The 24,462-nt window shown below is 62.8% G+C and carries 26 protein-coding genes; 12 read left to right on the forward strand and 14 right to left on the reverse strand.

Translation table 11 applies throughout. The features are described from left to right. Positions 1–7 precede the first annotated feature (7 nt). Genes D9V29_RS13875 through D9V29_RS13885 form a run of 3 tightly spaced genes read left to right on the forward strand, consistent with a single transcriptional unit; the run spans position 8 to position 3,395 of the window. The gene (locus D9V29_RS13875) at positions 8–1,000 is read left to right on the forward strand and encodes a substrate-binding domain-containing protein (protein ID WP_121673928.1); all 993 of its coding nucleotides are present in this window, start codon (positions 8–10) and stop codon (positions 998–1,000) included. Positions 1,001–1,020: 20 nt separating this feature from the next. Further along, positions 1,021–2,535 carry a sugar ABC transporter ATP-binding protein gene (locus tag D9V29_RS13880; protein ID WP_121673929.1) on the forward strand — a complete coding sequence of 505 codons (1,515 nt, stop codon included), beginning with the start codon at positions 1,021–1,023 and terminating at the stop codon, positions 2,533–2,535. Positions 2,536–2,582: 47 nt separating this feature from the next. Continuing rightward, on the forward strand, positions 2,583–3,395 hold the full coding sequence (locus tag D9V29_RS13885; protein WP_220699966.1) for a cyclase family protein: 813 nt from the start codon (positions 2,583–2,585) through the stop codon (positions 3,393–3,395). Positions 3,396–3,632: 237 nt separating this feature from the next. On the opposite strand, the gene D9V29_RS13890 is transcribed toward D9V29_RS13885, so the two are convergent. From D9V29_RS13890 to D9V29_RS13905, 4 genes are read right to left on the reverse strand one after another with little or no spacing between them, the layout of a single operon-like run. Next, on the reverse strand, positions 3,633–4,418 hold the full coding sequence (locus D9V29_RS13890; RefSeq protein ID WP_121673931.1) for an SDR family oxidoreductase: 786 nt from the start codon (positions 4,416–4,418) through the stop codon (positions 3,633–3,635). Beyond that, positions 4,415–4,936: a MarR family winged helix-turn-helix transcriptional regulator gene (locus D9V29_RS13895; protein WP_121673932.1), complete on the reverse strand. Its 522-nt coding sequence runs from the start codon at positions 4,934–4,936 to the stop codon at positions 4,415–4,417. The genes D9V29_RS13890 and D9V29_RS13895 overlap by 4 nt, the downstream gene beginning before the upstream one ends. A gap of 50 nt (positions 4,937–4,986) precedes the next feature. Further along, the gene (locus tag D9V29_RS13900; protein ID WP_121673933.1) at positions 4,987–5,793 is read right to left on the reverse strand and encodes a PIG-L family deacetylase; all 807 of its coding nucleotides are present in this window, start codon (positions 5,791–5,793) and stop codon (positions 4,987–4,989) included. Then, positions 5,790–6,980, reverse strand: a complete 1,191-nt coding sequence (locus D9V29_RS13905; RefSeq protein WP_229790426.1) for a glycosyltransferase — start codon at positions 6,978–6,980, stop codon at positions 5,790–5,792. The genes D9V29_RS13900 and D9V29_RS13905 overlap by 4 nt, the downstream gene beginning before the upstream one ends. Positions 6,981–7,366: 386 nt before the next feature. Here D9V29_RS13905 and D9V29_RS13910 point away from each other — a divergent pair, with 386 nt between their 5' ends. After that, a complete protein-coding gene (locus tag D9V29_RS13910; protein WP_308428561.1) occupies positions 7,367–8,353 on the forward strand; it encodes an NAD(P)H-quinone oxidoreductase in 987 nt (328 codons plus the stop codon). 43 nt (positions 8,354–8,396) lie between these two features. On the opposite strand, the gene D9V29_RS13915 is transcribed toward D9V29_RS13910, so the two are convergent. Then, the gene (locus D9V29_RS13915; RefSeq protein ID WP_121673934.1) at positions 8,397–9,311 is read right to left on the reverse strand and encodes a CD20-like domain-containing protein; all 915 of its coding nucleotides are present in this window, start codon (positions 9,309–9,311) and stop codon (positions 8,397–8,399) included. Positions 9,312–9,474: 163 nt separating this feature from the next. Between D9V29_RS13915 and D9V29_RS13920 the strand changes: the two genes are divergently transcribed. Beyond that, complete coding sequence (locus tag D9V29_RS13920) at positions 9,475–9,816, forward strand: DUF8129 domain-containing protein (RefSeq protein ID WP_121673935.1); 342 nt, start codon at positions 9,475–9,477, stop codon at positions 9,814–9,816. Positions 9,817–9,852: 36 nt separating this feature from the next. Then, positions 9,853–10,143 (forward strand): hypothetical protein, encoded by a 291-nt coding sequence (locus D9V29_RS13925; protein WP_121673936.1) that lies wholly within the window; start codon positions 9,853–9,855, stop codon positions 10,141–10,143. A gap of 14 nt (positions 10,144–10,157) precedes the next feature. On the opposite strand, the gene D9V29_RS13930 is transcribed toward D9V29_RS13925, so the two are convergent. Beyond that, a complete protein-coding gene (locus D9V29_RS13930; protein WP_121673937.1) occupies positions 10,158–10,526 on the reverse strand; it encodes a hypothetical protein in 369 nt (122 codons plus the stop codon). A 43-nt stretch (positions 10,527–10,569) separates the two neighbouring features. On the opposite strand from D9V29_RS13930, the gene D9V29_RS15225 reads away from it, so the two are divergent. Then, on the forward strand, positions 10,570–11,595 hold the full coding sequence (locus tag D9V29_RS15225) for an immunity protein CdiI family protein (RefSeq protein ID WP_308428562.1): 1,026 nt from the start codon (positions 10,570–10,572) through the stop codon (positions 11,593–11,595). A gap of 45 nt (positions 11,596–11,640) precedes the next feature. Beyond that, positions 11,641–12,000, forward strand: coding sequence for a VOC family protein (locus D9V29_RS13940; RefSeq protein ID WP_121673938.1), 360 nt, complete (start codon positions 11,641–11,643; stop codon positions 11,998–12,000). Between the two features lie 12 nt (positions 12,001–12,012). Here the strand turns inward: D9V29_RS13940 and D9V29_RS13945 are convergent, their stop codons facing one another. The 5 genes from D9V29_RS13945 to D9V29_RS13965 all read right to left on the reverse strand — a co-directional run bounded on the left by D9V29_RS13945 (position 12,013) and on the right by D9V29_RS13965 (position 15,389). Then, positions 12,013–12,588 carry an LURP-one-related family protein gene (locus D9V29_RS13945; RefSeq protein ID WP_121673939.1) on the reverse strand — a complete coding sequence of 192 codons (576 nt, stop codon included), beginning with the start codon at positions 12,586–12,588 and terminating at the stop codon, positions 12,013–12,015. A gap of 117 nt (positions 12,589–12,705) precedes the next feature. After that, positions 12,706–13,140, reverse strand: a complete 435-nt coding sequence (locus tag D9V29_RS14815; RefSeq protein ID WP_147436297.1) for a hypothetical protein — start codon at positions 13,138–13,140, stop codon at positions 12,706–12,708. A gap of 58 nt (positions 13,141–13,198) precedes the next feature. Continuing rightward, positions 13,199–14,158 (reverse strand): NYN domain-containing protein, encoded by a 960-nt coding sequence (locus D9V29_RS13955; RefSeq protein ID WP_121673941.1) that lies wholly within the window; start codon positions 14,156–14,158, stop codon positions 13,199–13,201. 4 nt (positions 14,159–14,162) lie between these two features. Further along, positions 14,163–14,534 carry a DUF4190 domain-containing protein gene (locus D9V29_RS15010; protein WP_183085038.1) on the reverse strand — a complete coding sequence of 124 codons (372 nt, stop codon included), beginning with the start codon at positions 14,532–14,534 and terminating at the stop codon, positions 14,163–14,165. Positions 14,535–14,750: 216 nt separating this feature from the next. Next, complete coding sequence (locus tag D9V29_RS13965) at positions 14,751–15,389, reverse strand: Rv1352/Rv1906c domain-containing protein (protein WP_121673942.1); 639 nt, start codon at positions 15,387–15,389, stop codon at positions 14,751–14,753. Positions 15,390–15,932: 543 nt separating this feature from the next. On the opposite strand from D9V29_RS13965, the gene D9V29_RS13970 reads away from it, so the two are divergent. Further along, a complete protein-coding gene (locus D9V29_RS13970; RefSeq protein ID WP_121673943.1) occupies positions 15,933–16,562 on the forward strand; it encodes a hypothetical protein in 630 nt (209 codons plus the stop codon). 276 nt (positions 16,563–16,838) lie between these two features. Continuing rightward, positions 16,839–17,588 carry a hypothetical protein gene (locus D9V29_RS14820; RefSeq protein WP_147436299.1) on the forward strand — a complete coding sequence of 250 codons (750 nt, stop codon included), beginning with the start codon at positions 16,839–16,841 and terminating at the stop codon, positions 17,586–17,588. A 27-nt stretch (positions 17,589–17,615) separates the two neighbouring features. Here the strand turns inward: D9V29_RS14820 and D9V29_RS13980 are convergent, their stop codons facing one another. The 3 genes from D9V29_RS13980 to D9V29_RS13995 all read right to left on the reverse strand — a co-directional run bounded on the left by D9V29_RS13980 (position 17,616) and on the right by D9V29_RS13995 (position 21,704). Beyond that, positions 17,616–18,647: an LLM class flavin-dependent oxidoreductase gene (locus tag D9V29_RS13980; protein ID WP_121673945.1), complete on the reverse strand. Its 1,032-nt coding sequence runs from the start codon at positions 18,645–18,647 to the stop codon at positions 17,616–17,618. Between the two features lie 959 nt (positions 18,648–19,606). Next, positions 19,607–21,397 carry a DUF2075 domain-containing protein gene (locus tag D9V29_RS13990; RefSeq protein ID WP_121673947.1) on the reverse strand — a complete coding sequence of 597 codons (1,791 nt, stop codon included), beginning with the start codon at positions 21,395–21,397 and terminating at the stop codon, positions 19,607–19,609. Beyond that, on the reverse strand, positions 21,384–21,704 hold the full coding sequence (locus tag D9V29_RS13995; protein ID WP_121673948.1) for a nucleotide pyrophosphohydrolase: 321 nt from the start codon (positions 21,702–21,704) through the stop codon (positions 21,384–21,386). The genes D9V29_RS13990 and D9V29_RS13995 overlap by 14 nt, the downstream gene beginning before the upstream one ends. A 134-nt stretch (positions 21,705–21,838) precedes the next feature. Between D9V29_RS13995 and D9V29_RS14000 the strand changes: the two genes are divergently transcribed. Together D9V29_RS14000 and D9V29_RS14005 are read left to right on the forward strand one after the other, a co-directional pair. Beyond that, on the forward strand, positions 21,839–23,104 hold the full coding sequence (locus D9V29_RS14000; protein ID WP_229790427.1) for a hypothetical protein: 1,266 nt from the start codon (positions 21,839–21,841) through the stop codon (positions 23,102–23,104). A gap of 8 nt (positions 23,105–23,112) precedes the next feature. Then, positions 23,113–24,462: an SNIPE associated domain-containing protein gene (locus tag D9V29_RS14005; RefSeq protein ID WP_121673958.1), complete on the forward strand. Its 1,350-nt coding sequence runs from the start codon at positions 23,113–23,115 to the stop codon at positions 24,460–24,462.

Consider the following 24,462-nt stretch of genomic DNA (forward strand, 5'->3'; position numbering starts at 1 on the left):
GAGAATCATGAAACGCATAATGGCATTCGCAGCAACCAGCATGGTGGCTGTGGCGGCACTGGCCGGCTGTTCGATGGATAGCCCTGCTAATAGCCCTGCCGCTGGCTCAGCGGATTCGAGCTGCAAGGGCGCCAAGATCGCCTACATCACCTCAGCGACCAGTGTCTCGTTCTGGCGGTCGTTGTCCCTGGGAATTAAAGATGCAGCAGAGGAGAAGGATGCGACTGTCACCGACTACGACTCCGACAACAGCCAAGGTAAGCAGCTGCAGAACGCGCAGGATGCGATCACATCAGGCGTAGATCTAATAATCTTCTCTCCGACCGACAGCGCTTCGGCCCCGGCCGTTCTTGACGTTGCGGAAGAAGCGGGAGTTCCTGTCGTCATCGCTGACATCGGAACCGAGGAAGGGGAATACGTCAGCCTGATCAAGACCGACAACACCGCGGCCGCACAGGAAGCGGGAGAATACCTTGTTGAGCAGCTTCAGGCAGCCGGACACTCGAGCGGTGATATCGCCATCATCGGAATCTCGCAGACTCGTCAGAACGGGAAGGACCGCACGGCCGGATTCTCCAAGCCTGTTGAAGAGGCTGGGTACACAATCGTTCCCCTGCTCGAGTCAGCCGACTACACCCGGTCGGAAAGCCTCGGTTTCACGCAGGACCTTCTCGCCGGGAACCCCGATCTCATCGGCCTGTTCACTCAGCATGACGAGGCAACTCAGGGCGCCCAGACCGCTCTGGATGGGGCGGACGAACCAATCGCGGTTGGATTCGACGGGAGTCCTGACACTCTTCAGTCGTTGAAGGACGGGACACTTGCGGGCGCGGCGATGCAGCAGCCCGTGCTCATGGGACAGAAGGCATTCTCGACTGCGTGCAGCTTCCTCGACGGTGAAAAGGTCGAGAAAGAGGTGACGGTCGAAACCATCCTGGTTACCCGTGAGAACGTTCTGGAGATCGAATCCGACGTCCAGGACACGGTCTTCAAAGAATAGCTTCGAGGGTTAGAAACCAAATGTCTGAGATGGTGTCTTTGCTCAAGGCCTCAGGGATTGAGAAAAGCTATGGCGCCACCCGCGCCTTGGCCGGTGTTGACATCAACATCGGCCGGGGTGAGGTCGTCGCTCTGGTAGGAGAAAATGGTGCTGGTAAATCGACATTAGGGAAAGTTCTAGCCGGCGCGGTCACCCCTGATTCGGGCACACTCCTGTTCGAAGGAGAAGAGGTCACGTTCCGGTCCACAGCGGAGGCACTCGCCCGTGGAGTGGCGATCGTGCTTCAGGAGTTTAACCTCATCCCCGAAATGACTGTGGCCGAGAATCTTTCGTTGACGAGTCCCGCAGGGTATCGCTGGGGCTGGTGGCGCAACTCACGACACCAGCTGACGCGCGCGCGCGCGGCGATCGTCGCGGCGTCCATGGATTTTGGCATTGATCCGGAGGCATTGGTCTCCGAACTCAGCGTCGCACAGCAGCAAATCGTTGAGATAGTGCGCTCCCTTTCGGCGGACGCCAAGCTCTTCATTCTTGATGAGCCAACAGCCGCGCTCGGCCGCAGGGAGACAGAGGCGCTCCTCGACCTGATTCGCTCACTCCGCGATGACGGTCGATCTGTGGTCATCGTCACGCATCGTCTTGACGAAGTCTTCGCGGTCGCCGATCGCATCTATGTGCTTCGCGACGGCGTGCCGCGCGGCGAGTTCGATCCAGCATCGACATCAGTGGACACATTGATCAACGCGATGGTTGGGCGTGACCTTGATCAGAAGATGCACGATTCACGGACGATACGCGAACCGGGTGAGGTCGTCCTGTCGGTGGATTCCGTGTCGGTCGACGGAAGCGCCGAGTGCTCTTTCGAAATTCGTCGGGGAGAAATAGTCGGATTGGCTGGACTGGTGGGCTCAGGGCGAACGGAGCTAGCCCGGGCTATCTTCGGGGCAGATCGCGTCAGCTCTGGATCTGTAACGATCAACGGGAAGCACGGACTGATGCGTTCACCGCTGGGAGCGGTACGTGCCGGCGCGGCGATGGTGTCAGAAGACCGGAAGGCTCAGGGTCTGCACACCGGCTTGTCGATCCACGACAATATTGTGCTGACGCACCTCGCGAAGCGAGGCAAATTCTGGCTCAACCTCCGGAAACTGGACGCGATGGTTCGGGGTCAAGTTGAGGACCTTCGCATCAAAATCGGTGGCTCGTGGTTGGATGCCGGTGTGCTCAGCGGTGGCAACCAGCAGAAGGTGGTTCTCGCTAAATGGCTCCTGTCTAAACCAGACCTGCTCATCCTTGACGAACCCACCCGAGGAATTGACGTCGGAGCACGCGCGGAGTTCTATCGCCTCATCGATGCGCTCGTGAGTGACGGAATGGCGGTGCTGGTAATTTCGAGTGAACTCCAGGAGGTGCTCGCTCTCTCCGATCGGGTCCTCGTCATGAGCCGCGGCACGATTGTGGCTGAACTCCCGCGCGACGAAGCGACGGAGGAAGCCGTCTTGGCTCAAACTGAAATTGCCGCCACTGGCACTTGATGGCCAGGCCACGGCGACGATACTTCAAGAGAAATGGTCGAGAACACATGTCAGAAAATTCGTTGTGGAATGGCGATCGCGTGGTCGACCTCACATTGCTGCTTGCAGAGGAACTGCCTTGCACTTGGCCTGGCCATATGCCGTATCAGCAGAAGACATTCAACTACTTCGCCGCGGGCGGCGTAGACGAAGCGCACATGGTGTCGCCGTGCGGCGACTATCAAACGCGGTGGCTGCTGATCGATGAACACACGGGAACGCATATGGACGCTCCCGCGCACTTCGTTCCGCGGCCGGGCACTGGACTTCCCGATGAAGGCGAAGCGGGCAACGTCACCGTCGAGAACGTCGCACTCTCGCAGCTGATCGGGCCAGCTGTCGTCATCGATGTTGCGCATTTACTGGAGGGGGCCACGGTGGACGGCGAGAGCCCGGTTATCGGGCGCTCTGACGTAGAGGCATTCGAGCTCGCGAATGGGGACCTACAGGAAGGCGATATCGTACTCTTCCGCTCGGCATGGGACGCTAAGCACTACCGCTCCGGAACCGAGGGCGCGCATTACGCCACGAACGCTCTGATTCACAAGACTGGAGCGTCATGGCCTGCTCCCGTCGCAGAAACTATGCGTTACCTCGCGTCGAGGGGTGTCCGCTGTGTTGGGACCGACAGTCCGAGCATGGGATCGTCTCACGCGGGACGAGAGGTCCATATTGCCGGGCTGAGCGTTGGCACAATCTTCATTGAGGCACTCGCCAATCTCTCGGCGCTTCCCGTACGCGGATCGACGTTTGTTTTCGCGCCGCTGAAAGTCGCTCGTGGAACCGGGGCGCCGGGTCGGGCTTTCGCATTCCTGAGCTGAGGCTGGTGTCGGATGGCGAATCAGCCATGCCCTCTGTGCCGTGTAGCGGATAGAAGAGGCTGTGCCACGGGGATCCGTTCGTCCGGCCCCCGTGTCGGGTCTTCAGCCAGAAACCGCGCATAAGGGACGGATGAAGCTGGCTCGCGGGTCGTGGCATCCGTTCGTCTGTCCCTTGTCCCACTATTCGCGACAGAAATCACGCACACAGGACGGACGAGGCGGCCGGAGCCAGCTGGGTCAGGACCAGATGTCATCTCCGCGGAGCGTGGCATCCGCTCCACCGTCAATGTAGATCGTCTGCCCGGTCACGTGCGTGTTCTCCTCGCCCGTCAGCCAGACGAGAAGGCGCGCGATGACGATGGCATCCGAGTGTCCGTTGAGGGGCATCGGCACGGCGGCGTCAGCCATCGCGCGTCCCTGATCGGATGCCAGCAGCTCACGGGTCATCGACGTCACGACGGTGCCGGGGGCAACCGCATTGACGGGGATACCGGCGCCCGCGAATCGGGGTGCGATGCTCTCGCGGCGCACCCACCGCGACAGGGCCCGCTTGCTGGACGGGTAGTTGAGGTAACCGACGCGGGGGCCCTCGGCTTCGAGGGCGCTTCCGATGTCGAGGGCGCGAGCTTCGTCTCCGGCGAGGAGAGCGTCGACGAGTTCCGGCGAGTTGTCCTGAAGCGACGCCATCGAGCTCACGACCGCGACGCGCGGTGCCTCGCTTGTGGCGAGAGCGGCGGCGAGCCCGTCGATCAGCGCCGTGACGCCGAAGAAGTTCACGGCAACGGTCAGGGCCTTCGGCGCAGAGATGCCCGCCGCTGCGATGACCGCGTCGATTTTCGAATCGGATGCCGCGAGGACGCCGCGGATGGCGGCATCCCGACCCAGCGTGGTCGACAGGTCGGCTTCAACGTCGGCATTGCGGAGGTCGACTCCGATGACGTTGTGTCCGCGCTCGCGGAGGAGTTCGGCGGTGGCCTGGCCGATGCCTGAAGCGGAACCGGTGACGACGTAGGTACGGGTCATGATGTGACTGTGCTTTCGTTCGAGCCTTGTGGGCGTGATGGTGTGGTGGGGAGGGTGGCCGCGAACACGCGGGTGGAAGTGTCGAGGCGCTGGGTGAGGTGGGTGAGCAGGTGCCGTTCCTTCTCGCTCCAGCCGTCGAGGAGTTCTTCGAGCATGCCGTCTCCGGCTCGGATGAAGGCGGCGGCAACCTCGCGTCCGGCATCGGTGAGGTGGATGACGGTCGCACGAGCATCGGCCTCATCCTTGCGGCGCTCGATGAGGCCGGAAGCGTCCAGCCGCCCAAGCACCTTGCTCACGTTCGACGCTCCCGTTGCAAGGTGGTCGGCGAGTGCGGATGGGCGCAGCGGCCCACGCCGGTCGAGGATGCTGATCGCGGTAATCGCCGTCGAGTCGAGGTCGATCCCCTCGCGAGCGGCGACCGAGACGAGAAATCCCGGGGCGGTCCACTGCGCGATGACGCTCGTGAGAGCAGCCAGGAACTCGGAGGAATACGGATGCTCTGCGTCTCGTTTCTCCATCGCATCCTCCGATTTAGTGTCGTAAGGACAGTATATCCCTGTGGCGCGGATCAGCGGAGCGGGGCGAGCAAGTCCTGCGATTCAGTGGCGCGATCGGCGGCGGCGACGGCGGCGGTGGCGGTGGTGACGAGCCGCAGTCCCACGTCCGTGCCGATCGGCTCGCGCTGGCCGCCGGAGTGCACCACGTCGTCACCGACGACGGTCAGCTGGCTCGCGTGGCACTTCAATGCCGCAACCACCACGGGTTGGTGCTCCGTCAGCGAGAACCATGACGCATCGGCTGCGGGGGCCTCGAGAAGTTCCGCGAACGCAACGCCAGCCGCAACGGATGCCGCCAGCGCGGCATCCCGAATGCGGACGTGATCGGGATGGCCGTACCCACCCCCGGAGTCGTAGCTGATCACGAGCGACGGGCGTTCGGCAGCGATCAGCGCGGCGACGTCGTCGACGACCTCGGCGAGCGGCGCAACCGAGAGCGCGTCGGCGTCGGCATCGCCGGCGGGACCGGCGAGTCCGGGGCGGATCCACTCCATCCCGGAGTCGCGATACCTCCGCGGCGTCAGGCCGGGTGCACGGGCGGGGCCGAGTCCGAGCCAGTACTGCGCGGAGATGCCCAACGTGGCCACCGCACCGGCGAGCTCGGCCTCGCGGGCGCGCGTGAGGGCATCCGCGTCGGTGTTTGCGGGCAGAGCGCCGGCGACGATCTCGCCGCGTTCGCCCCGGGATGCCGTCAGCAACGTCACCCGCATACCGCGCGACACGAGGTCGGCGATGAGCGCACCGGATGCGAGTGTTTCGTCGTCGGGGTGCGCGTGGGCGAAGAGCACGGAGTCGACCCCGTCGAAGATGTCGGTCATGACGCCGCCCGGGCAGCGAGGAGTTGCGCATAGACCTCGGCGGTTGCGGTGGCGGCGCGGTCCCAGGTCAGTTGCTCGGCGTGTTTGCGGCCGGCGGCTCCGAGCCGGGCAGCGAAGGCGGGGTCCTCGAGGAGCCGGCGGACGGCATCCGTCCACGCGGCGGGATCGCGCGAGTCGACGAGCAGCCCGGTCACGCGATCGGCGACGGCTTCGACCAGTCCGCCCGATGCCGAGGCAACGACGGGAATGCCGCTCGCCGCTGCCTCGAGCGCGACGAGTCCGTAGGTCTCCGAGTGCGACGGGACCAGCAGCATCCGGGCGCCGCGGAGCAACGCGGCGAGATCCTCACGGGACTGCGGACCCACGAAACGGATGCTGTCGGCCAGCCCATGCGCGCGGGCGTGTGCTGCGAGTTCGGCGGGGTAGGCATCGTGTCCGGTGGTCGGGCCTCCGGCGAGGATGAGTTCGGGGCGGATCGCCGCGGGCAGCCCCGCGAGCGCTTCGATGGCGAGGTCGAGACCCTTGAGTGGCTCGAGCCGGGCAGCGGCGACGATGTAACCGGGCTGGGCGGCGGGAGTGTTCGCGGGGGTGAACAGCGACGCGTCGACCCCCGGAGGAATGACGGTCACCCGCTCAGGCGAGCCGCCGAGCCGGTCGATCACGGTGGTGCGTTCGGCCTCGCTCACGGTGAGCACCGCGGCGGAACACTGTGCGAGGTGCGCTTCGCCGCGCAGCCGGCCGGGCGACTCCGGGCGTTCACCGGCGGATAGCATGGTGGAGGCATCCGCCGCGATGCTGTGGAAGCTCTGCACATGCGGGATGCCACGCGTCGCCGCCACATCGAGCGCAGCCATGCCGGAGAACCAGTGGTGCGAGTGCAGCAGGTCGTACGGCCCGAGCGGGGAGAGCGCGCGGCGGAAATCCGCAATGTACGACTCGTGGTCGCCCTTGATGCGGCGCTCGGCGGGCCCGGCGTCGAGGTGACGAAGTGTGAGGTTCGGAGCAAGGCTCAGCACAGCGGATGCCGCGGGGTCGGTTCGGCGGGTCAGGATCTCGACCTCGTGACCCTGGGCTGCAAGCGCCACGGCGGTGGCTCGCACGGCGACGTTCATTCCGCCGACGTCGCCGGTGCCCGGATCGTCGGCGGGCGACGTGTGCAGGCTGACGAGGGCGATACGGAGGGTCACTTTCCGAGTCTATGAGGAGCTTGCTGAACGTTTCGGGAGGGGTCGTGCGTCCGGCACGGCTCCTGATGCGGAAGTCGGCCGGTGCCGTTCACATTCGGGAGGAGAATTCGTGGGTTCGTCCACGTAGAGGGGTCGAAGCCCACGATTTACCGCCCGAGCGCACTGCATCCGCCCGACTCAGGCGCCCATACCGGGTGCAACCCCTGGAGAAAAAGGGCCGGATCAGCGGGTTTGAGTGCCGCAAGGCGCCTTTTTGGCAAGAAACGCCGCACTTCGGCACGGAAACTCCGTGCGCGACTCCGCCATGGGGTCACGCGGGGCCTTCAACTCACCCAACCGACCGTGAAACGATGGGACGCACGCCATCAACCACGGGGGAGCACACGATGAGCACCATGCGGGCAGTCGAGTACCAGGGCGCGGGCGGCCCCGAAGTGATGCGCATCGTCGAACGCCCCCGCCCGCAACCGAAACCGGGTGAAGTGCTCGTGCGAGTCGCCGCCGCCGGGCTGAATCGCGCCGACGTGCAGCAACGGAAGGGTGTGTACCCGCCGCCGAAGGGGGCATCCGATATCCCGGGCCTTGAGGTCAGCGGAACGATCGCCGAGCTCGGCGATGGCGTCGACAGCTTCGGGCTCGGAGAAGAAGTGTGCGCGCTGCTGGCCGGCGGCGGCTACGCCGAATACGTCGCCGTACCGGCCGGACAGGTACTGCCGGTCCCGACCGGTACCACCCTCATCGACGCCGCCGCTCTGCCCGAGGTCGTCTGCACGGTCTGGTCCAACCTGTTCATGAATGTGCGGGTCGAGAAGGGAAACTGGGTCCTCATCCACGGAGGTGCCGGCGGCATCGGCACCATGGCGACCCAGCTCGTCGCGGCCCACGGCGCCCACCCGGTCGTGACGGCCGGCAGCGAGGAGAAGCTCGCATACTGCTATCGCTTCGGCGCCGAAGCGGGCATCAACTATCGCGATGAGGACTTCGTCGAGGAGATGCTCGACCTCTCCGATGGGCACGGCGCGGACGTGATCCTCGACGTCGTCGGCGCCACGTACCTGGACCGCAACCTCCACGCGCTGGCGCCCGGCGGACGGCTCGTCGTCATCGGCCTGCAGGGCGGCGCGAAGGCTGAACTCGACCTCGGCCTGCTCATGTCACGCCGCGCGAGCGTGCACGGCACGACCCTCCGCGCCCGCCCCATCGAGGAGAAGGCGCGCATCGTTGCGGATGTCGCGACGCACGTCTGGCCGCTCGTCGCGGCGGGAACCGTCCGCACCGCCGTCGAAGTCCGCTACCCGCTCGACCAGGCCGCGGCCGCTCACGAGCACTTCGACTCGGGTGAGCACACGGGCAAGATTCTGCTCACGATGTGAGGTCGCGACGAGATACGCCGGGACGGAGCAACGTAACGTCGGACTACGCGCTTTCGAAGTAGTACGTGATCGCGCCGCTGGACTCGCTTCCGTACCGGATGGACCAGACGCCACCCGTGGCATCCGCCGTGGGAATCGCGATCACGACGTTGCCGGAGCCGCTCTCGCCGAGCGCCAGTGTGTCCTGGATGTCGGCAAGGTCTGCGGGCGGTGGGGTCGCCAGCGCGTCGGCCACCGAGTACACCGAACCGTCAGCGGTGACGAACTCGACCTCGATCTGGTCGGGCGGCAGGTTCGACGCGGCCAGTACGGTCAGTTCGACCGTGGCCATGGCCCACTGCATGGTCGCGGGTGCTGGCGTATTGCCGTCGATCGCGAGCACCACGTCGTTGGCATCGAGAACGGATGCCGTCACCGTCGCGTCGAATAGCGGGGCGCCATCGGCGTCGTTCAGCTGCACGCCGGTGCCGAGGGCGAGCGGTTCGACGGCCGGTGCGATCGCGGAGGGAGTAGGCGACGGAACCGGCGTCGCCTCGTACGTGGGCAGGTTGCGCGTCGACTCTTCGATCGCGCCGCCCACGGCGAAGATGAACCCGAAGGTGTAGACGAAGAACATGAGGAACGCGATCACCATGGATGCCGCGGACAGTCCCGTTCCCCACGCCGCCTGCTTGCGGGGCCGGTCGGCGAGCACGAGTCCGATGATGCCGACGATGATGCCGGCGGTTCCCGTGAAGAACGCGAAGATGTTGACGATCGGGATGAACGCGAGAACCACCGAGACGATACCGAGGATGAGGGCGGCAAGTCCCGGCCCGTTGCCGCGCTGCGGCGGCTTCGGCCCGACCACCGTGTACCCGTACGGCACCTGCGGCGGGTGGAACATCGGCGGCTGCCCATAGGCGGGCTGCTGCGAGGGGTCCGACGGTCCATAGGGGCTCTGCGGTGGGTTCGTCATGGTTCGAGTCTGCCCGAAATCGCCGCCGGACGTACGGGGGAGCACTCCCCATGCGGATGCCGCGGCTCGCGTCGAACCACGCGCGTCACCCTGTCAACGCCTTGCGACCCACCCACTCCCCGCCTTGGATGGAGAACAAGGAACACGACGAGGGAGGAAACACATGAACGACTCGATCGAACACAGTAACTTGCCGCTTCCGGAGTTCGACCACATTCCGCTCGGGACACTTCCGCAGCGGATCGCGCCCCTCGACGAAGCCGGCGTCACCACGTTGCTCGACTACGAGCAGGCGCACGCGAACCGGCTTCCGGTGGTGCAGGTGCTGACGCACCGTCTCGAGGCGCTGAAGAATGGGGCTGAGCCGAGCGGAAGCATCCCGGACTCGATGCCCGAGGTGCGCTCGGGCAGCGACGTGTCGCCAGAGGGGCCCAAGACGGATGCCCCGCCGGTCAACCCGCCGGCGCACGGCAACCCGGCGAACCCGGCGCAACCGCGGGGATAGCGACGCCTTTTTGCTCTCGACAGCTACGGTGAGCGTATGCGAGCCGAACTGATCGACCCCCGCGACCAGACCACCCAGGTCGACGACCCGACCTACCGGGTCTACTTCTGGGCGGAGGGTGGGGGAGCGAAGGAAGAGTGGGAACTCTTCGACGCCGACCTCGATGAGGTTCTCGAGTGGATTCCCGCGCACGCGCTCGGCCGACCGCACAGCCTCTGGGCCGTGACGCGTTCGACCGAAGGGGTCTGTCTCATCCGGCTGCGCGGGATCGATCTCGATGTCGAACGTGGCACCTGGCCGGTCTGGGCGCACGAAGTGATTCTGTGACCAGGCCGACGGTCCTATTGCTCCGGATGCGTGGCTCTCGGACGCAGTTCTTCGGGCATCGGGAACGGCAGCAGAAACTCCCGCTCGGCCACGTCGTGCGCTCCCCAATCGTCGCGCGTGACGCGGATGCCGTCAGGGGACAGTTCCGCGATGCGCACCCCGATGCAGCGTCCGTCGGGGAGGCGGAGCTCGTAGGGGTCGGCGAGAAAGCCCAGGCCGATGGCGTCGAGGGTTTCTTCGGCGGTGTGCCAGTCCAGTTCGCCGGTGCGAGTCCGACCGAGGAGGTCGACAACGACGAAGCCGTCACCGGTGGGCGTCATCCATCCCAGGAGTTCACGGTCGCTGCCGCGCCGATGCTCGATCCACTGCTCGGTGTTTGTCATGCCCCCGAGCGTATCGGTGAGGCCCGCACGCTATCGTCGCGGTATGGAGCAACTGGATGAGTACGCCACCACGACCGTGCGGATGTTCCCGGACTACGCCGACACGGTGCTGTGGTTCCCCGAGCCCGTTCCCTATGACGTGGCGAAGCTGAGCCCGGCCCTCGTGCGGGATTTGCAGGATTGGGAGCGGTCCTTCTACGACGCGCTCACCCATCGGGCGCGGTGGCGAGCGAAGGCGGCCGCTCGTCGGCTCGACAAGCGAGGGCACAAACTCGCCGAGCGTGTCGCCTCCGAGCTCGGCCAAGAGTTCTCGGTGGAGTACCGCTCGATGGTCGACAGCGAAGACGTGCGCAACGTCGGCGTCTCGAACGCCCCAGCGGCGAACCCGGATGCCGCGGCCGCCTTCGCGGCGCTCGTCGCGGCATCCCGAGAAGAACACGAACGCATCGAGAAGCTGATGGCCGAAGACGGCGAGAACTTCGGCTGGTTCGCGTACGCGCCCAATTCGCAAACGGTCTTCCGCTCGTCGGAACATCCGCACGGAAGGCCACCCACCCAGGTGCTCTTTCTCGGCGGGCGTTCGGGCGTCGGCAAGTCGACCGTTGCCCTCGCGCTGCAGGACCTGCTGCGGGAGCGCGACATCCACCATGCGCTGATCGATGGCGACAATCTCGACCTGGCGCACCCGGCGCCGTGGGTGGAGCATCCCGACGCGCGACTGGCCGAGAACAATCTTGCCGCGATGTGGGGCAACTACCGGGCGCTGGGCTACTCCCGGCTGATCTACACGAACACGGTGTCGGTGCTGCAGATGTCACGGTTGAGCATGGCGCTCGGCGGAGAGGTGGATGCCGTCGGCATCCTCCTCGAAGCAAGCGACCGGCAGGCGCGCCGGCGATTGGGGCAGCGCGAGCGCGGCGGGTCACTGCGCGAGCACGTTGAGCGAAGCAAGGCTGCGGCGAAACGCCTCGAGCAGGAATCGCCCGAGGATGTTCACCGGGTCAACACGAGCGGTCGCACCCCGGAACAAATCGCGGCCCAACTGCTCGAGCTCATTGGGTGGGAGTGATCCCACCCTTCCCTCGCCGGCCCTTCGCGCCGTAGTCTCGCCGTCATGATCGGAGAATTTCGCAGCGTCGTGCTCGACTGCCCGGACGCCAAAGCCCTCGCCTCGTTCTACGAGGAACTCCTCGGAATGGAACGCGTCATCGACCGCGAGGACTGGGTCGCCCTGCAGAAACCCGAGGGCGGACCGCGGGTGTCGTTCCAGCAGATCGACGACTACAACCCGCCGCAGTGGCCGGGGCAGGTCGTGCCCCAGCAGCTGCACATCGACGTGACCGTCGCAGACATGGACGTTGCCGAGAAACAGGTGCTCGCCCTCGGCGCGACGGATGCCGGCTACCGCGAGGACGACTTCCGGGTCTTTCTCGATCCGGCCGGTCACCCGTTCTGTCTCGTCGACGGAAGCTAAGTGCGGGAAGCGTCAGCGCTGCATGATCGCGTCGAGACCAACGGCGACGGATGCCGCGAGGCGGAAGTCCACTCGCTGGTCGGGCACGTCGACGGTGTAGCGGTCGCGCAGGCTGAACTGGCGTTCGCTCGACATCACGACGGCGCCGGTCGCCTTGTCGGTGAAGTCGAAGTGGAACGAGAACGGGAAGTCGATTATCCGGCGGGCGATCGCGGTCATCTGGTTGCGTTCCTGGCCGAAGGCTTCGAGGTTGGGTCCGTAAAGGTGAAAGCTCGAGCGCAGCATGCTCGCCTTGAAGTCCTTCTGGAATGCGCCGAGCGGAGTCCCGTCAGCGGCGGTGACGTCGTAGGTGCCTGCCAGGTCCATGACGTTGCGGGCCTTGAAGCCGAAGAGCGGCTGCGTTCGAGCTTCGTCGGCGAAGAACGTGACCTGTTCCTTCATCGCCATGCGTTTCTGCTGGGCGATGGCGAAGATCCGCCCTTCGGTGCCGTCGGGGTTCGCCTCGACGATCTCGTAGCGGTTCACCATCATGGTCAATCGCTGCTTCACGAAGAAGCGGGGAAGGTACTGGAGGGTGGTGCCGTTCATCGGTGCCTTTCGTTGGGGCGCGCGGTGCGGCCCAGGAATAGAGAGGAATCGCGATCGTCGCTGCCCCCAGTGGAGCGTATCGGTGAGCGGGCGGAAGCCGTGGGACCGTCGAGACCGCTATTCGACGCCGAGCACTGTTCTTACACCCGCGAGCTTTGTCTGGTCATCCACGGAAACAACGACCAAACCTGTGCGCACGAGTTGCGATTCTACGATTCCGAATTGTTTGATTTGCTCGAGGAAGCTGACGTAGTCGTCTTCGTTGGCGAAGGCATAAATCTGAACCCTGGAACCCTCATATGTCCCTTCACCCCACTGCGCGGCGAATGGAGCGACCGAAGAAGACTGTACGTAATCGCCGACGCCAAGCGCCGAAGCCACGGACTCGGGCGTTGTAGCTTCGGGTGTTTCAGCGGGCTCGCTTGGTTCTTCAGTTGGCACCGAGGTCGCGTGACGGCTTGCTGCCGGCCCCGGGCTCTTTGCGGGCTCACTGGGCGACGCGCATCCGCCAAGTAGTAGGACGACGGAAATCGCGATCAAGACCTTCTTCATACTGCGAACACTACTGAGTCGGGCGTCCCTGCCATTGCCGTTCATTGTGCGCCGGGGGTCAGCTCTTGAGTTTCAGCCGCAACGGCGGGCTGGTCTTATCCATCTCAATGAACGACTGCCGGGACTTGAGAAAGTCCGAGAACTGACCGTGCCCTAGCGCCCGCTCCTGAAACGACGGGTCGATCCGCTTCATCTGTACCTTCACGGCCGAGGCGTGCTGCCACTCGAGGTCGTTCTTCGCCAACAGGTCGAGGGCGCGCCTCAGAGTCGCAGTGGCCGTCTTCTGCAGGTTGCGAGGCGGGTCAGCGGATGCCGCAGGCGCCGCGTCGGGATCCACCGAGCGTTCCTGTGGGAAAGGAGCGGGAGCATCCGTTGTCGTCGTGGCGGCATCCGTCATTCCAGCGGTGGCCGCGGTTCCGTAGTCGACCGGGAGGGTAACCGGGAGAATCTCGACCCCGGGCAGGGCGTCGTAGTCGGCGTACTCGTCGCAGGCCGCAGCGAGGGCGGTGCTCGTCGCGCCGGAGACGCCGATGCCGACGACGTAGCGGTCGAGGCGTTTGCAGCGTTGGGCGAGGGGGATGTAGTCCGAGTCGCCGGCGACGATGATCACGTGGGTGAGACCTTTGAGGCGGAAGCTGTCTTCGATGACGTCCACGGCGAGACGGATGTCGGCGCCATTCTTCAGCGAGTAGGCGGTGGGAAAGAGCTGGGTCAGGTCGACGGCGCGTCCGATGAGCTGCTTCTGGTAGCTGGCGTTGAAGGGTGCGGACCAGTCGGCGTAGGCGCGGCTGACGACGATGGTTCCGAAGGAGGAGGCGTAGTCGAGGATGGCGGCGACGTCGACGGTGGCTTCGCGGATGCGGGCGGCGATGACCGGGTCGGAGTTGTTGCGGTTTGGGATGAAGTTGCGAACGCGGTCCTTGGTGAACTGTCCGTCGCCGTGTAGTTGGTTGTAGCGGGAGATGACGATGTTGTCGAAATCGATGTAGACGGCGACACGGTCGCGTTTTTTGGCCACGCGGTCAGGCGCCGACGATGGCTGTAGAGCTGGTCGAAACCGGAAAAGAGATCACCCAGAGCGAGGTCGTGACGATCGAGAGGGCGACGACGAGGTAGCCGAGAACGAGACCGGTGATGGCGCCGCCGCGTCCGATGCCGGCGCGGGCGGAGTTGTTGAGGCCGACGTGTCCGAACACGATGGCGAGCACCGCGGGCAGGAAGGCGACGAACATCATGAACAGCCCGAAGATCGGGATGGGAATCCAGATCCCGAAGACGATCGCGACGATGCCGAGCACTAGGGCGGTGACGGCCATGCCGTTCGACGGTTGCTTGACGACGGACTGGTAGATGACCTGCTGTTGGCCGTACGGGTAATGGCTCTGGTTAATCACTGGATCAGCCTGTCAGCGATGGTGATTGGGCGGCAGTACCAGTTGGGGTGGCACTGGGGCTCTTGGGGTGGCATTTCTCCGGGTCGCTCAAAAGGACCTCTCCTATGAAGGGTGGTTCGCTGCCCATGAGCCGGCCCCGTCTCCGATGTGCCGAAGTGCGAGGCATCGAAGACCGCAATGCGAGTGAAGTGCATACTAGGGCCGGGCCGACCATGTTTAGCCGACTCGAATCCATTCACCGCACCGCTGAGAAGAGAAACTGTAGTCACCAACCCCGATGGCTACCTCGATCCGCAGGGCGGAGACGTGGAAGCCGTTCTCGATGATGGCCCCCGTGTTATCCAGGCGCTCCCAGTAGCAATTCTCAATGTCGCCTTCTGATACGTAGGTTCCTGACTCGATGCCCTCGCCTACCCTGTGGATGCCGCCAAGAATTCGCGTTCCATCCTCGATCTCCTGGACGCGCTGTGCTACTGACTTCTCGGCAGCGGCTCGTTCTGCGGCTTCGGCGGCAGCGGCTTCCGTTTCTGCTGCGATTGCCTCATCGGCACGAGCGATCACTGCGGCCGCATCTGGGTGCTCCGGACAGAGTGTAAGGGCGGCGTACGCACTGGGCCAGTATCCCGTTGGCGGGTCATCTGTCCCGAGGTCAGCGCAACGGGCATACAGAAAACCAAGTGCCACCGTCGTTCGGTCATAGCCGGCCGCGTCAAGGGCGGCGATTTGCTCAGGGGAGAATTTCTTGCCAGCTGGCTCACCCGCGTTGCAGTTGATGACTGGTTCACTTGCTTCCCACACCGAGGCGTAGTCGTCGAACGACCATGACGCACCCAGCTGGGCGTTCTGGCAGTCCATTGGAAACGTGTAAACGGTTCCAGTCGTCGGTTCAGTGCCAGGAGTTTCCGTTGCCGTTACCGGCTCCGATGCTGAGCACGCCGAAAGACTGAACACGGAAAGCGCCGCCGCTAGCGGCAGCGTCGAGGCCCATCGGGACATGTTGCTCCTTCAGCTTGTAGGCGTCAGCCTAGGACGACGAGGGTGACCAATCGGGGGCAATTGTTCGGAACTTGCTATCCCAGCGTCACCTCGCACCATCGAAAACACCCTGCGTGCCATTGATCAGCGCCGGTCATCAGCTGATCGTGCGAGATCGGCGCCTTCGAGTACCTGACGAAAGGATCGATCCAGCCGCAGCTTGTGCGCCGTGCCCGCAGTCGGTCGTTATTGGTTCTGTCGTTTCCCATCCGCATTCCCCTATCAGCACCACAGTATTCGTGTGACATAGATGATTGCGTTGGCCCAGTGCCGTTGGCAAGCTCGCTAGTGCTGCGACGGCCGGGTTCTACGCCTTCTCCGAGTCAGCTTGCGTTTTGTCTCGACCGCGACACATCATTAGCCGTGCCAGAACCCACGTGGACCGATATCGCCACAGCAATCAGCTCGGCCGCGACGCCAGTCGTTGTTGCGATCTTCGGCTGGATCCTGACGCGACGGCAGTCGCGTAGTGAGTTATTACTCAACGCTCGGATCGATTACTACAGGCAACTCGGCCCAGAGCTGAATAAGTTGATGAGCTACATGATGTTCATCGGAACGTGGCGCGATATCGCGCCACCCGAGGTAGTCGCCCTCAAACGGCGCTTGGACGCATCTTTCTATGTGGCCGCGCCGCTATACAGCCGACCCGTCACGGCGGCATACGAAAGCTACATGAAGTTGTGCTTCGTGCCTTTCGGCGATTGGGGTTCCGACGCCCTGATCAGAAGTAGTCCGTATCGGCGCCGCGTCAGTTGGAAGGCGTCGGCCGCATGGGACCCTTCCTGGGGCAGATTATTCGAGTTGCAGGAAGAGGAGCCGATCGAGCGGCAAGCTCTCGAGGAACTAAGGTCCGCGTATGACTCGCTGATCTCCGCGCTGGTCAAAGACCTGAACATAAATCGGGCCCGCAGTGAATACACGAGCGCTCGCGCGGTCACCAACGCCGGAGGACAGCTCCGCACTGTCGACGGTGCGCCCGCCCGCGATTAGCGATTCAGCTGCTTGAGAAATTTAGCGGCTTCACGGCTCATTCGAGTACGGACGAGTACTTCCGCCGATATCTGATTGATCTACGCACCACAGCCGATAGTGCTGCGAACGCCAGCAGCGGCGGTTGAGTAAGCGACGACTGTCTTGCGGAGGATTGGACGTGCGTAGTGCCCAGCATTACTGACCACGACGCTGTGATCCTAAAACACGAGGCCCGGGAACGCGTTCCCACGAGCCGAGCACATAGATTGATACAGGACTGAGAAAGAGGAAACGATGGACGATGTGGGGTCCAATGCGCGACGTTTTTTGGACGCATTTCACAAGACCGAAATAATGCTCCAGAGTCGTTTCGATCGCCGAGATGGGAAACGGCCTCCTTTCAATCGCCTGATTGATGAGTCAGATGAACTTGTGGGCGAACAGAAGAGCCGCCTCAAGGAACTTGCCCTGCTGCGGAATGCGATCGTGCACACTCCGTATAGTCCGCGGGATGAACCATATGCGGACCCCCGGAACTCGGTGGTCGAGTGGATAGAAAAGCAGGCGGACGTGATCGAGAATCCCCCGCTCGTTATTGGAGTTCTCAAGCTCGATCCTCCGCGAGTGCTGCAGCACTCGGACGATGTCAGTCGGTTCCTGGCGGAAGTCGCCTATCCATTTGATTTTTCCCAGGCCCCGGTGAGAGACGCCAACGGTCAAATCTTTCTGGTTACGACTAATGCTGTTGCTCGGTGGGTCGCATCCGCGTATTCCCCTCATGCTGGCGGGGTTCTTCCCCTGGCAAGCATCGCCGAGGTCGCCCGGTTCTCTGAAGAAGGGGACCGCCTTCATATTGCCTCCGAACGCTTACGAGTTATAGATGCTCTTCGCATATTCGGAGGTGCGCTGGGTGTGCCACCTGCGGCCATTCTTATGCGATCAGAAAGCCCGGGTGATCCGGACCCTCTCGGACTCTGCGTTCGCTCAGATCTCCCCGAGCTGTTGCGAGCTCTCGGCGTGGGGCCGCACGCCAGCCCGCTGTGAGCAGAGCTAAAGCTCGATGAGAGGGCCCTACGCGAGCATTTCCTGCACCATCGGAATCACCTGCGTGCCATACAGCTCGATGCTCGTCATCAGCTGGTCGTGCGGCATCGGCCCGTTCGAGTACTTGAGGTCGAACCGGTCCAGCCCGAGCGTCTGCGCCGTCGCCGCGATCTTCCGCGCGACCGTCTCCGGCGATCCCGCATAGAGCGAGCCGTGCTCGATCTCGTTCACGTACTCCGTCTCGGTCACCGGCGGCCAGCCGCGCTCGGCGCCGATCCGGTTCCGGTTCGCCCGGAAGTGCGGCCACAGCTGCTCGCGCGCCTCCGCGTCGGTGGCAGCGATGTGTCCGGGGGAGTGCGCGCCGAGCGGCATCCGCGGAAGTCCGAGCTGCTCCGACGCCCGCCCATACAGCTCGACGTACGGCAGGAACCGGCCCGGGTCGCCACCGATGATCGCCAGCATCATCGGGATGCCGGTGCGCACCGACCGCACGACGGACTCCGGTGATCCGCCGACACCGATCCACGAGGTGAGTCGGCCGGACTCGGTCTTCGGGAAGACGTCCTGGTTCGTCAGCGGGGCACGGTGGCTGCCGGACCAGGTGATCGGCTTCTCCTTGAGCAACTGCACGAACAGGTCGAGCTTCTCGTTGAACAGGGTCTCGTAGTCGGCGAGGTCGAAGCCGAACAGCGGGAACGACTCGGTGAACGAGCCGCGACCGAGGATGACCTCCGCGCGGCCGCTGCTGGCGGCATCCAGTGTGGAGAAGCGTTCGAAGACGCGGATCGGGTCGTCGCTCGAGAGCACGGTGACGGCGGAACCGAGGCGGATGCGCTCGGTCTGGCCGGCAATCGCAGCGAGCACCATGTCGGGGGCGGAGATCGCGTAGTCGTCGCGGTGGTGTTCGCCGACGCCGATGAAGTCGACGCCGACCGAGTCGGCGAGCACCCCCTGGGCGATGACGTTGCGGATCACCTGGGCGTCGCTCTGGCGTTCGCCGTTGTTGTCGACGGTGACGTCACCGAAGGTGTCGAGTCCGAGTTCGAGGTGCTGTGCCATTGCCGTATCCGTTCAGTCTAAAGTCGATGCGTACGCATCATTGTCGACAACGGTCGAGGTTAGCCCCGTATTCCTACTGTCACCTGGGCTCTCGGTCGTGCCCCTCATCGGGGCTGAAGCGCTCACCCGCAAACTGTCCGTCCGAATTTCTGGCAGAGCCGTACCTCACACTTTACGAATGCACCTGACCCGAAAAGACACGCGCTCGTGTGCAGAAACTTTCGAAGTCACAGCCCTGCCGCGTCAGCGAGCCAATCTCGAACTTGAGCGGGGTCGTTCCCGAATGGTTCGAGCCACGACTGAACGACCCCAGGACCAGCGTCGAACCAGTAGGTTTCTTGGGAGTCGATCCCCGTGTGTTGACCAAGTTGACCTATCACGTGAATATCCAGGGCCTCCTTCGGCAACAACCACATGTGTGCGTCCACAGGCGACAGCCCAAGGCAGAGACAGTAGTCGTAATCTCGATCGCGGATCTGTTGGAATCTGTAGATGCCGCTGCTCCATAAGGTTGACATCTTCACTTGAACTCGTAGCTCGTCGATATCTAGGTAATGCTGTCCGTCTACTCTGATCGACCGCACGTCGAAACCCGAATTTGCCGCCCACTCGGCTACCAGACGCCGTCCGATGCTCCCTTTCGTGGCGGACGGAACAGACAATATCCACTCGAACGGGCTTCCCCGCCAGTCACGTGACTCTGGGAAGTCGGCGGCGATTTCATTTGACGCGTGTGCAAGGTCCACAAAACCGTCTGTTGGAGTAGGTGCCACCGCTACGTCTCCGATCCTTGAGCAAGTCGATTGGCGAAAGCTAAGCATTAATTCGGAGGCTTGTATACAGGCGTTGATCACGGATTTTTAACCGTTGAGTGCGAGTCAGGCGTGGACCTCGTGTTCAGGGTAGTTCCTGTGAAGTGCACGATAGTGCCGGCTCGACGACCGGCGACTTGCTCCCGCTCAGTGCCGGTCCACCGTCGTGATGAAAGTTCTTAGGTACTCGCGAAGGGCGGGGTCGCACACGTAGACATACGTACCGCGGATGCCACGGGTCAGGAGAACTGCGTAAATGTTGCGGACAAAACGCAGCAGGTCGTCGTCGCTGTAGACCTTGCCGAGAACCGCATTGTTCTCCTTGCCCTTCTTGTCGAAGTACGACGCACGATCAACGAACAGCCGTCGAGTAATGGGGTCGTAGCGAAGGTCCGGCCCGATGATCACGCCCGCGTAGTTGAGGTCGTAGCCCTGGACCGTGTGGATCGACCCGACCTCATTCAACGATTTCGGGGATGCGATCCAATCGGTCTGTGTGCTGTTCCAGCGAAACTTCTCACCGTCGACGTTGATGTCGAAAGCCGCCTTGTCGTTCTTGGAAGCCCAGGGCCACGCGAATCCAGCCACGAGACGCGAGAGACCTGCTTCCTTCTCCTTGAGCAAGATCTCGTCCCGCATGTCGGCGACGCTTTCAAACATCCGAAAGTCGTACTCCGCGAACAGTTCCGGCTCGGGCTGGGTGGTGTCGTCGAAGTGGCTCGCCGAGCCAAGAATGCGTCGGATGTACGCGACGTAGTCCGCTTCACCCGCCTGCACCCGCATCTGAGTAATCAGGGGATAGTGGCGGTGGCGAGCTTTGGCGTTGGTCACAAGGTCGAGGAGTAGTTGGAACGGGAGATCCGCGGGTCGCACGCTCTGCTCCGCATCAAGCAAATAGATCTGATGCTTGCTTCTCGCACGGATCCAGTCCAGCTGAGTCTTGCTCGTGTCATCAACATCGAAGAGCTTTTTCGTGATGTCGGCGAAGTTCTTGTTCTGCACACCCGACGGTTGGTTCGCTCGCTGATTGAGCCGGTGGGCTTCGTCGACGATGAGAAGGTCGAACTCCTCGTCGGCATTGCCCACGTCGAAGGCAGTCATGACCATCGCCGGATCCAAACCGGGCGTCTTGCGGAACACTTTCTTGATCGACTCCCGCAGCGACTGTTGCGGGATAACGAGACCGATGCGAAGGTCGGTGAGAAGTGCGCGGTGCTCGGGGACGAACAACTCCGAGAACATCGTGTCGCTGTCGAAATCCTCAGCCTCAACAGTATTCGCGATATCGACGAGCAGCTTCAACATATAGAGGGCGACCACGGTTTTGCCGGTGCCGGGGTCACCCTGAATCACGAGGGTGCTGCTGGAACCAGCGCCCAGATCCGTGAGCAGACCGTTGAGAATGTCTTCCACTGCGGCAGCCTGGTCCTGCGTGAGCGCTTTGAATGGGGACAGCTTGAACAGGTCGCTGTTCTCGATCTCCGGGATGCTCCGGGTGAAGACCCCGTCGCGTCGTAGCTGTTCAAAGACGTCGCGAAACGACTCGCGATAGAGATCACGGTCGTAGTAATCGCCCTCGGTGATTCCGTCATTCCGGTTGAGCACGCGATAGGCCCCGTCGCCGGCGAGCAGCCGGATGAGGAAGGACTCGAGATCGAGGCAGGCCGATTTGTTGAATCGTTCGTCGACAATGACCCGGATGGTCTTCAGATGCGCCTTGTCTGGGGAGTCGAAGTGCTGCCGCATCCGACCGGCGGCATTTCGCGACTCACCAACATAGACGTCGTTCAGCAACCGATTCCGTGGAGCGCGGTTGTCGGTCGTCGCGTCGTCGAGCACATAGACAACGGGCCAGTTCGTGTTGCGAGTGTGACTCGGAGCCCAACGAATAACAGCCTCGGGTGTGAAGTCGAGGCGTTCGATTTTAGAGGGCGTCATATTTCGCGCTTCGACCGCGGGATTTCTCGATCGGGTACTTTTCACGGCTCTTCGCCAGTTTCTCAAGGACGATCTGGTCCGGGTCGGCACCGATACGGTCGGCGAGCAGTATGCAATACGTAAGGACGTCGGCTAATTCGTCGCGGACACGGGCCGAATCCGCGTCATCGTTCCATTGGAAGCACTCGAGCAGCTCGCCGGATTCGATGACGATGCTCTTCGCGAGGTTCTCGGGACTGTGAAATTGAGCCCAGTCCCGCTCGGCCATGAAGGAGGCGATCTCATCGCGGACTGACTTGTCGACCATCCCGTCAACCTAGCAGGGAGGCCCCTCGAGCCGAGGTCAATGCCCGGCGGAGACTACATGGCACACGTTTTGGGTGTCTCTCGCGGCGCGGGCATCTCGGCCGATCTCAATAGACTACGGACCGAGTACCAATCATGGAGGTTGTTGTGGCCAAGCGTCGAGGATTCTTTGCGGAAATGCAGCATCAGGCACGACTCGCAGAGAAGCGCGAAGCCGCCGTTGCTCGAGAATACAATGCGGCCGTTCGACGCACCGAGCAGGCGCATAAAGCCGCACAAAGAGCAACCGCGGCGGCTCAACGTGCGTCTGAAGCGGACCGAAAGCGACTCGAGAAGGAAGCCGCCGCTGCGCACGTCGAGGCGATGCAGGCCGAAGTAGACCAATTGAACGCCGAACTTTCTGCGAAGTACGAGCGCATCGATTCGCTGCTGTCGGCGACCCTGCAAGTTGATGACTACGTCGACCTCGAATCATTGCGAGAAGTGGTCGATCATCCCCCGTTCGATCGCCCGGACCTCATGCGCCCACTGCCCGCTCCGGCCCCCATTCCGGACCCACCGCTCCCCGTTAAGCAGCCAGTGCAGGCTCCGACAGGATTATTCGGTAGAAAGCAGAAGCTCGCTGAGGCGGAAGCTGCAGCCGAGGCGCAATATGCGGCCGATTACTGGGCTTGGCACGCGAGTGTGCAAGAACTGCCGGCTCGTCGCCAAGCTCAGGACACGGCCTATGCCGCAGCTGAGCAGGGGCGCTTAGCGGAGCTCGCGAAAGAGAGGGCGCGCTACGACCAAGAGTGTGTTGCCCGGGAAGAAGCAGTCCTCGAGCAGAACGGGGAGCTTGACCAGTTAATTAACGGCCTTGGTTACGGGACCGTGGGCGCTGTGCAAGATTATGTCGCTATAGTTCTCGCGAACTCGATCTACCCGGAGGAAGTCGAGGTGCATCATTCAGCCGAATTCGAGCCGTCGACTGCTGAGCTCAGCATGAGGGTGTTGATCCCAGGCCCGGACAGTATTCCTGCAGTGAAGGGATATCGGTATGTCAGAGCATCCGACGAGATCGTCGAAACACCTCTGTCGCAGAAGGAAGCCAAAGAGAGGTATGCCGAGCTCGTTCACAACGTCGCTTTGAGGAGTTTCCACGAGGTGTTCGAAGCGGATCGACGTGGTCTCATCCGAAGCATCGCTTTGGAACTTGGCACCGAAACCATCAATCCAGCAACAGGTAGAGAAACATACGTACCGCTGACTGCCGCTGCAGTTTCCCGGGAGGTCTTCTCCGAACTCGATCTCTCGGCTGTAGTGCCAGCGGCTACTCTCGCCCATCTTGGTGCGGTTGTCTCGAAGAACCCGCTGGCCTTGGTGCCAGTGAGCGGTTCGGGTGTTCGGAGCGCACAAGGGTGAGTGAACCGATATTCAACCCGCCGCCCGGGTGGCCCCAACCGCCTCCCGGCTGGCAGCCGCCGGCAGGCTGGAGCCCGGACCCTTCTTGGCCGGACCCACCTCCCGGATGGGAACTGTGGGTGCCATCGGTCACACCCAAGGAAGCAGCCGAAAATTCGTTCGTCACCTCTGTCTCGGACGACAGTCCGATTGGCTCCTCGGACGATCATGGTGCCGCAGACGGCGATATTGACAGAACGCGCGGCGGCGATGTGTCTCGACGAATGGCGTTGCTAGAGGCAGAGAACGCCACCTTGCGCGCCCAGCTGGCCTCGACCGCGCCGGGCACTTACGTTGAACTGAATGACGCTATCGTCCTTCAGGACGTCGGAATTTACCGCTACCACCATCCGCTTGAATCAGCTGCTGCCTACAAAGACCGCTTGAACCACATTGAGTCGCAAACGGCCGAGCTGGTCAAATCCGGTCGCGCGATAGTCAAATCCGAATTGTTTACGTTCAATAACTCTCTTGCGCAGGGCCGACGCATGACGGAGGACCTCGCGAAGCTCATGTTGCGTGCCTATAACGCGGAAGCCGACAACAGCATTCGATCTCTGAAGGCCGGAAACGTACTCACGGCCAGGCGCCGTATGGACGCCAGCCGAGCTGCTATCGCGAGACTCGGCCGATTGATGGAGATGCATATCAGTGATGAGTTCCACGCGTTGCGTTTAGAAGAAATCGAGCTTACTTCCGACTGGCTAGTCAAGAAGCAGGAAGAACGAGAGGCGCAACGTGAGGAACGGGCGCGGTTGAAAGAAGAGAATCGTGTTGCAAAGGAGCTTGCTGAGGAGCGAGCGAATCTCGATAAGGAGCGGTCGCATCTTCTGAATGCCCTCAATGCACTTGAGCAGCAAGGGCAATCTGACCCAGAACTGGTCGTTCGGCTTGCCCTCATCGATGACGCAATCGCGCAGAATGACTTCCGCGCCGCGAATATTCGTGCGGGCTATGTCTACGTGATCTCAAATGAAGGTGCGTTCGGCAAGAACGTCGTGAAGATTGGGTTGACTCGAAGACTTGATCCGGGCGATCGTATCGCCGAGTTGAGCGGGGCGTCCGTGCCGTTCCGCTTCGACACCCACACCCTGTACTTCTCGGAAGATGCCGTCACCTTGGAGAACGAACTACACAGGCACTTCGCGGATCGGGCACTCAATCGCGCGAATGCTCGGAAAGAGTTCTTCTTTGCTACCCCCGTAGAGGTCAAAGCGGTCCTTCTCGAAAAGGTAGGCAACCTGTTGGAATTCACAGAGTCAGCAGACGCGACGGAATATCGGCAGTCAGTCGCTCTGTGGCCGGCCGGCCGACCTTGA

This window comes from Mycetocola manganoxydans, assembly GCF_003667545.1.
GTDB lineage: Bacteria > Actinomycetota > Actinomycetes > Actinomycetales > Microbacteriaceae > Mycetocola_A > Mycetocola_A manganoxydans.

What these genes read in the sequence shown, in the direction of transcription:
- D9V29_RS13875 (WP_121673928.1), top strand. Translation starts at nt 8, where the DNA reads ATGAAACGCATAATGGCATTCGCAGCAACCAGCATGGTGGCTGTGGCG.
- D9V29_RS13880 (WP_121673929.1), top strand. Translation starts at nt 1,021, where the DNA reads ATGTCTGAGATGGTGTCTTTGCTCAAGGCCTCAGGGATTGAGAAAAGC.
- D9V29_RS13885 (WP_220699966.1), top strand. Translation starts at nt 2,583, where the DNA reads ATGTCAGAAAATTCGTTGTGGAATGGCGATCGCGTGGTCGACCTCACA.
- D9V29_RS13890 (WP_121673931.1), bottom strand. Translation starts at nt 4,418, where the DNA reads ATGACCCGTACCTACGTCGTCACCGGTTCCGCTTCAGGCATCGGCCAG.
- D9V29_RS13895 (WP_121673932.1), bottom strand. Translation starts at nt 4,936, where the DNA reads ATGGAGAAACGAGACGCAGAGCATCCGTATTCCTCCGAGTTCCTGGCT.
- D9V29_RS13900 (WP_121673933.1), bottom strand. Translation starts at nt 5,793, where the DNA reads ATGACCGACATCTTCGACGGGGTCGACTCCGTGCTCTTCGCCCACGCG.
- D9V29_RS13910 (WP_308428561.1), top strand. Translation starts at nt 7,367, where the DNA reads ATGAGCACCATGCGGGCAGTCGAGTACCAGGGCGCGGGCGGCCCCGAA.
- D9V29_RS13915 (WP_121673934.1), bottom strand. Translation starts at nt 9,311, where the DNA reads ATGACGAACCCACCGCAGAGCCCCTATGGACCGTCGGACCCCTCGCAG.
- D9V29_RS13920 (WP_121673935.1), top strand. Translation starts at nt 9,475, where the DNA reads ATGAACGACTCGATCGAACACAGTAACTTGCCGCTTCCGGAGTTCGAC.
- D9V29_RS13925 (WP_121673936.1), top strand. Translation starts at nt 9,853, where the DNA reads ATGCGAGCCGAACTGATCGACCCCCGCGACCAGACCACCCAGGTCGAC.
- D9V29_RS13930 (WP_121673937.1), bottom strand. Translation starts at nt 10,526, where the DNA reads ATGACAAACACCGAGCAGTGGATCGAGCATCGGCGCGGCAGCGACCGT.
- D9V29_RS15225 (WP_308428562.1), top strand. Translation starts at nt 10,570, where the DNA reads ATGGAGCAACTGGATGAGTACGCCACCACGACCGTGCGGATGTTCCCG.
- D9V29_RS13940 (WP_121673938.1), top strand. Translation starts at nt 11,641, where the DNA reads ATGATCGGAGAATTTCGCAGCGTCGTGCTCGACTGCCCGGACGCCAAA.
- D9V29_RS13945 (WP_121673939.1), bottom strand. Translation starts at nt 12,588, where the DNA reads ATGAACGGCACCACCCTCCAGTACCTTCCCCGCTTCTTCGTGAAGCAG.
- D9V29_RS14815 (WP_147436297.1), bottom strand. Translation starts at nt 13,140, where the DNA reads ATGAAGAAGGTCTTGATCGCGATTTCCGTCGTCCTACTACTTGGCGGA.
- D9V29_RS13965 (WP_121673942.1), bottom strand. Translation starts at nt 15,389, where the DNA reads ATGGACTGCCAGAACGCCCAGCTGGGTGCGTCATGGTCGTTCGACGAC.
- D9V29_RS14820 (WP_147436299.1), top strand. Translation starts at nt 16,839, where the DNA reads ATGGACGATGTGGGGTCCAATGCGCGACGTTTTTTGGACGCATTTCAC.
- D9V29_RS13980 (WP_121673945.1), bottom strand. Translation starts at nt 18,647, where the DNA reads ATGGCACAGCACCTCGAACTCGGACTCGACACCTTCGGTGACGTCACC.
- D9V29_RS13990 (WP_121673947.1), bottom strand. Translation starts at nt 21,397, where the DNA reads ATGACGCCCTCTAAAATCGAACGCCTCGACTTCACACCCGAGGCTGTT.
- D9V29_RS13995 (WP_121673948.1), bottom strand. Translation starts at nt 21,704, where the DNA reads ATGGTCGACAAGTCAGTCCGCGATGAGATCGCCTCCTTCATGGCCGAG.
- D9V29_RS14000 (WP_229790427.1), top strand. Translation starts at nt 21,839, where the DNA reads ATGGAGGTTGTTGTGGCCAAGCGTCGAGGATTCTTTGCGGAAATGCAG.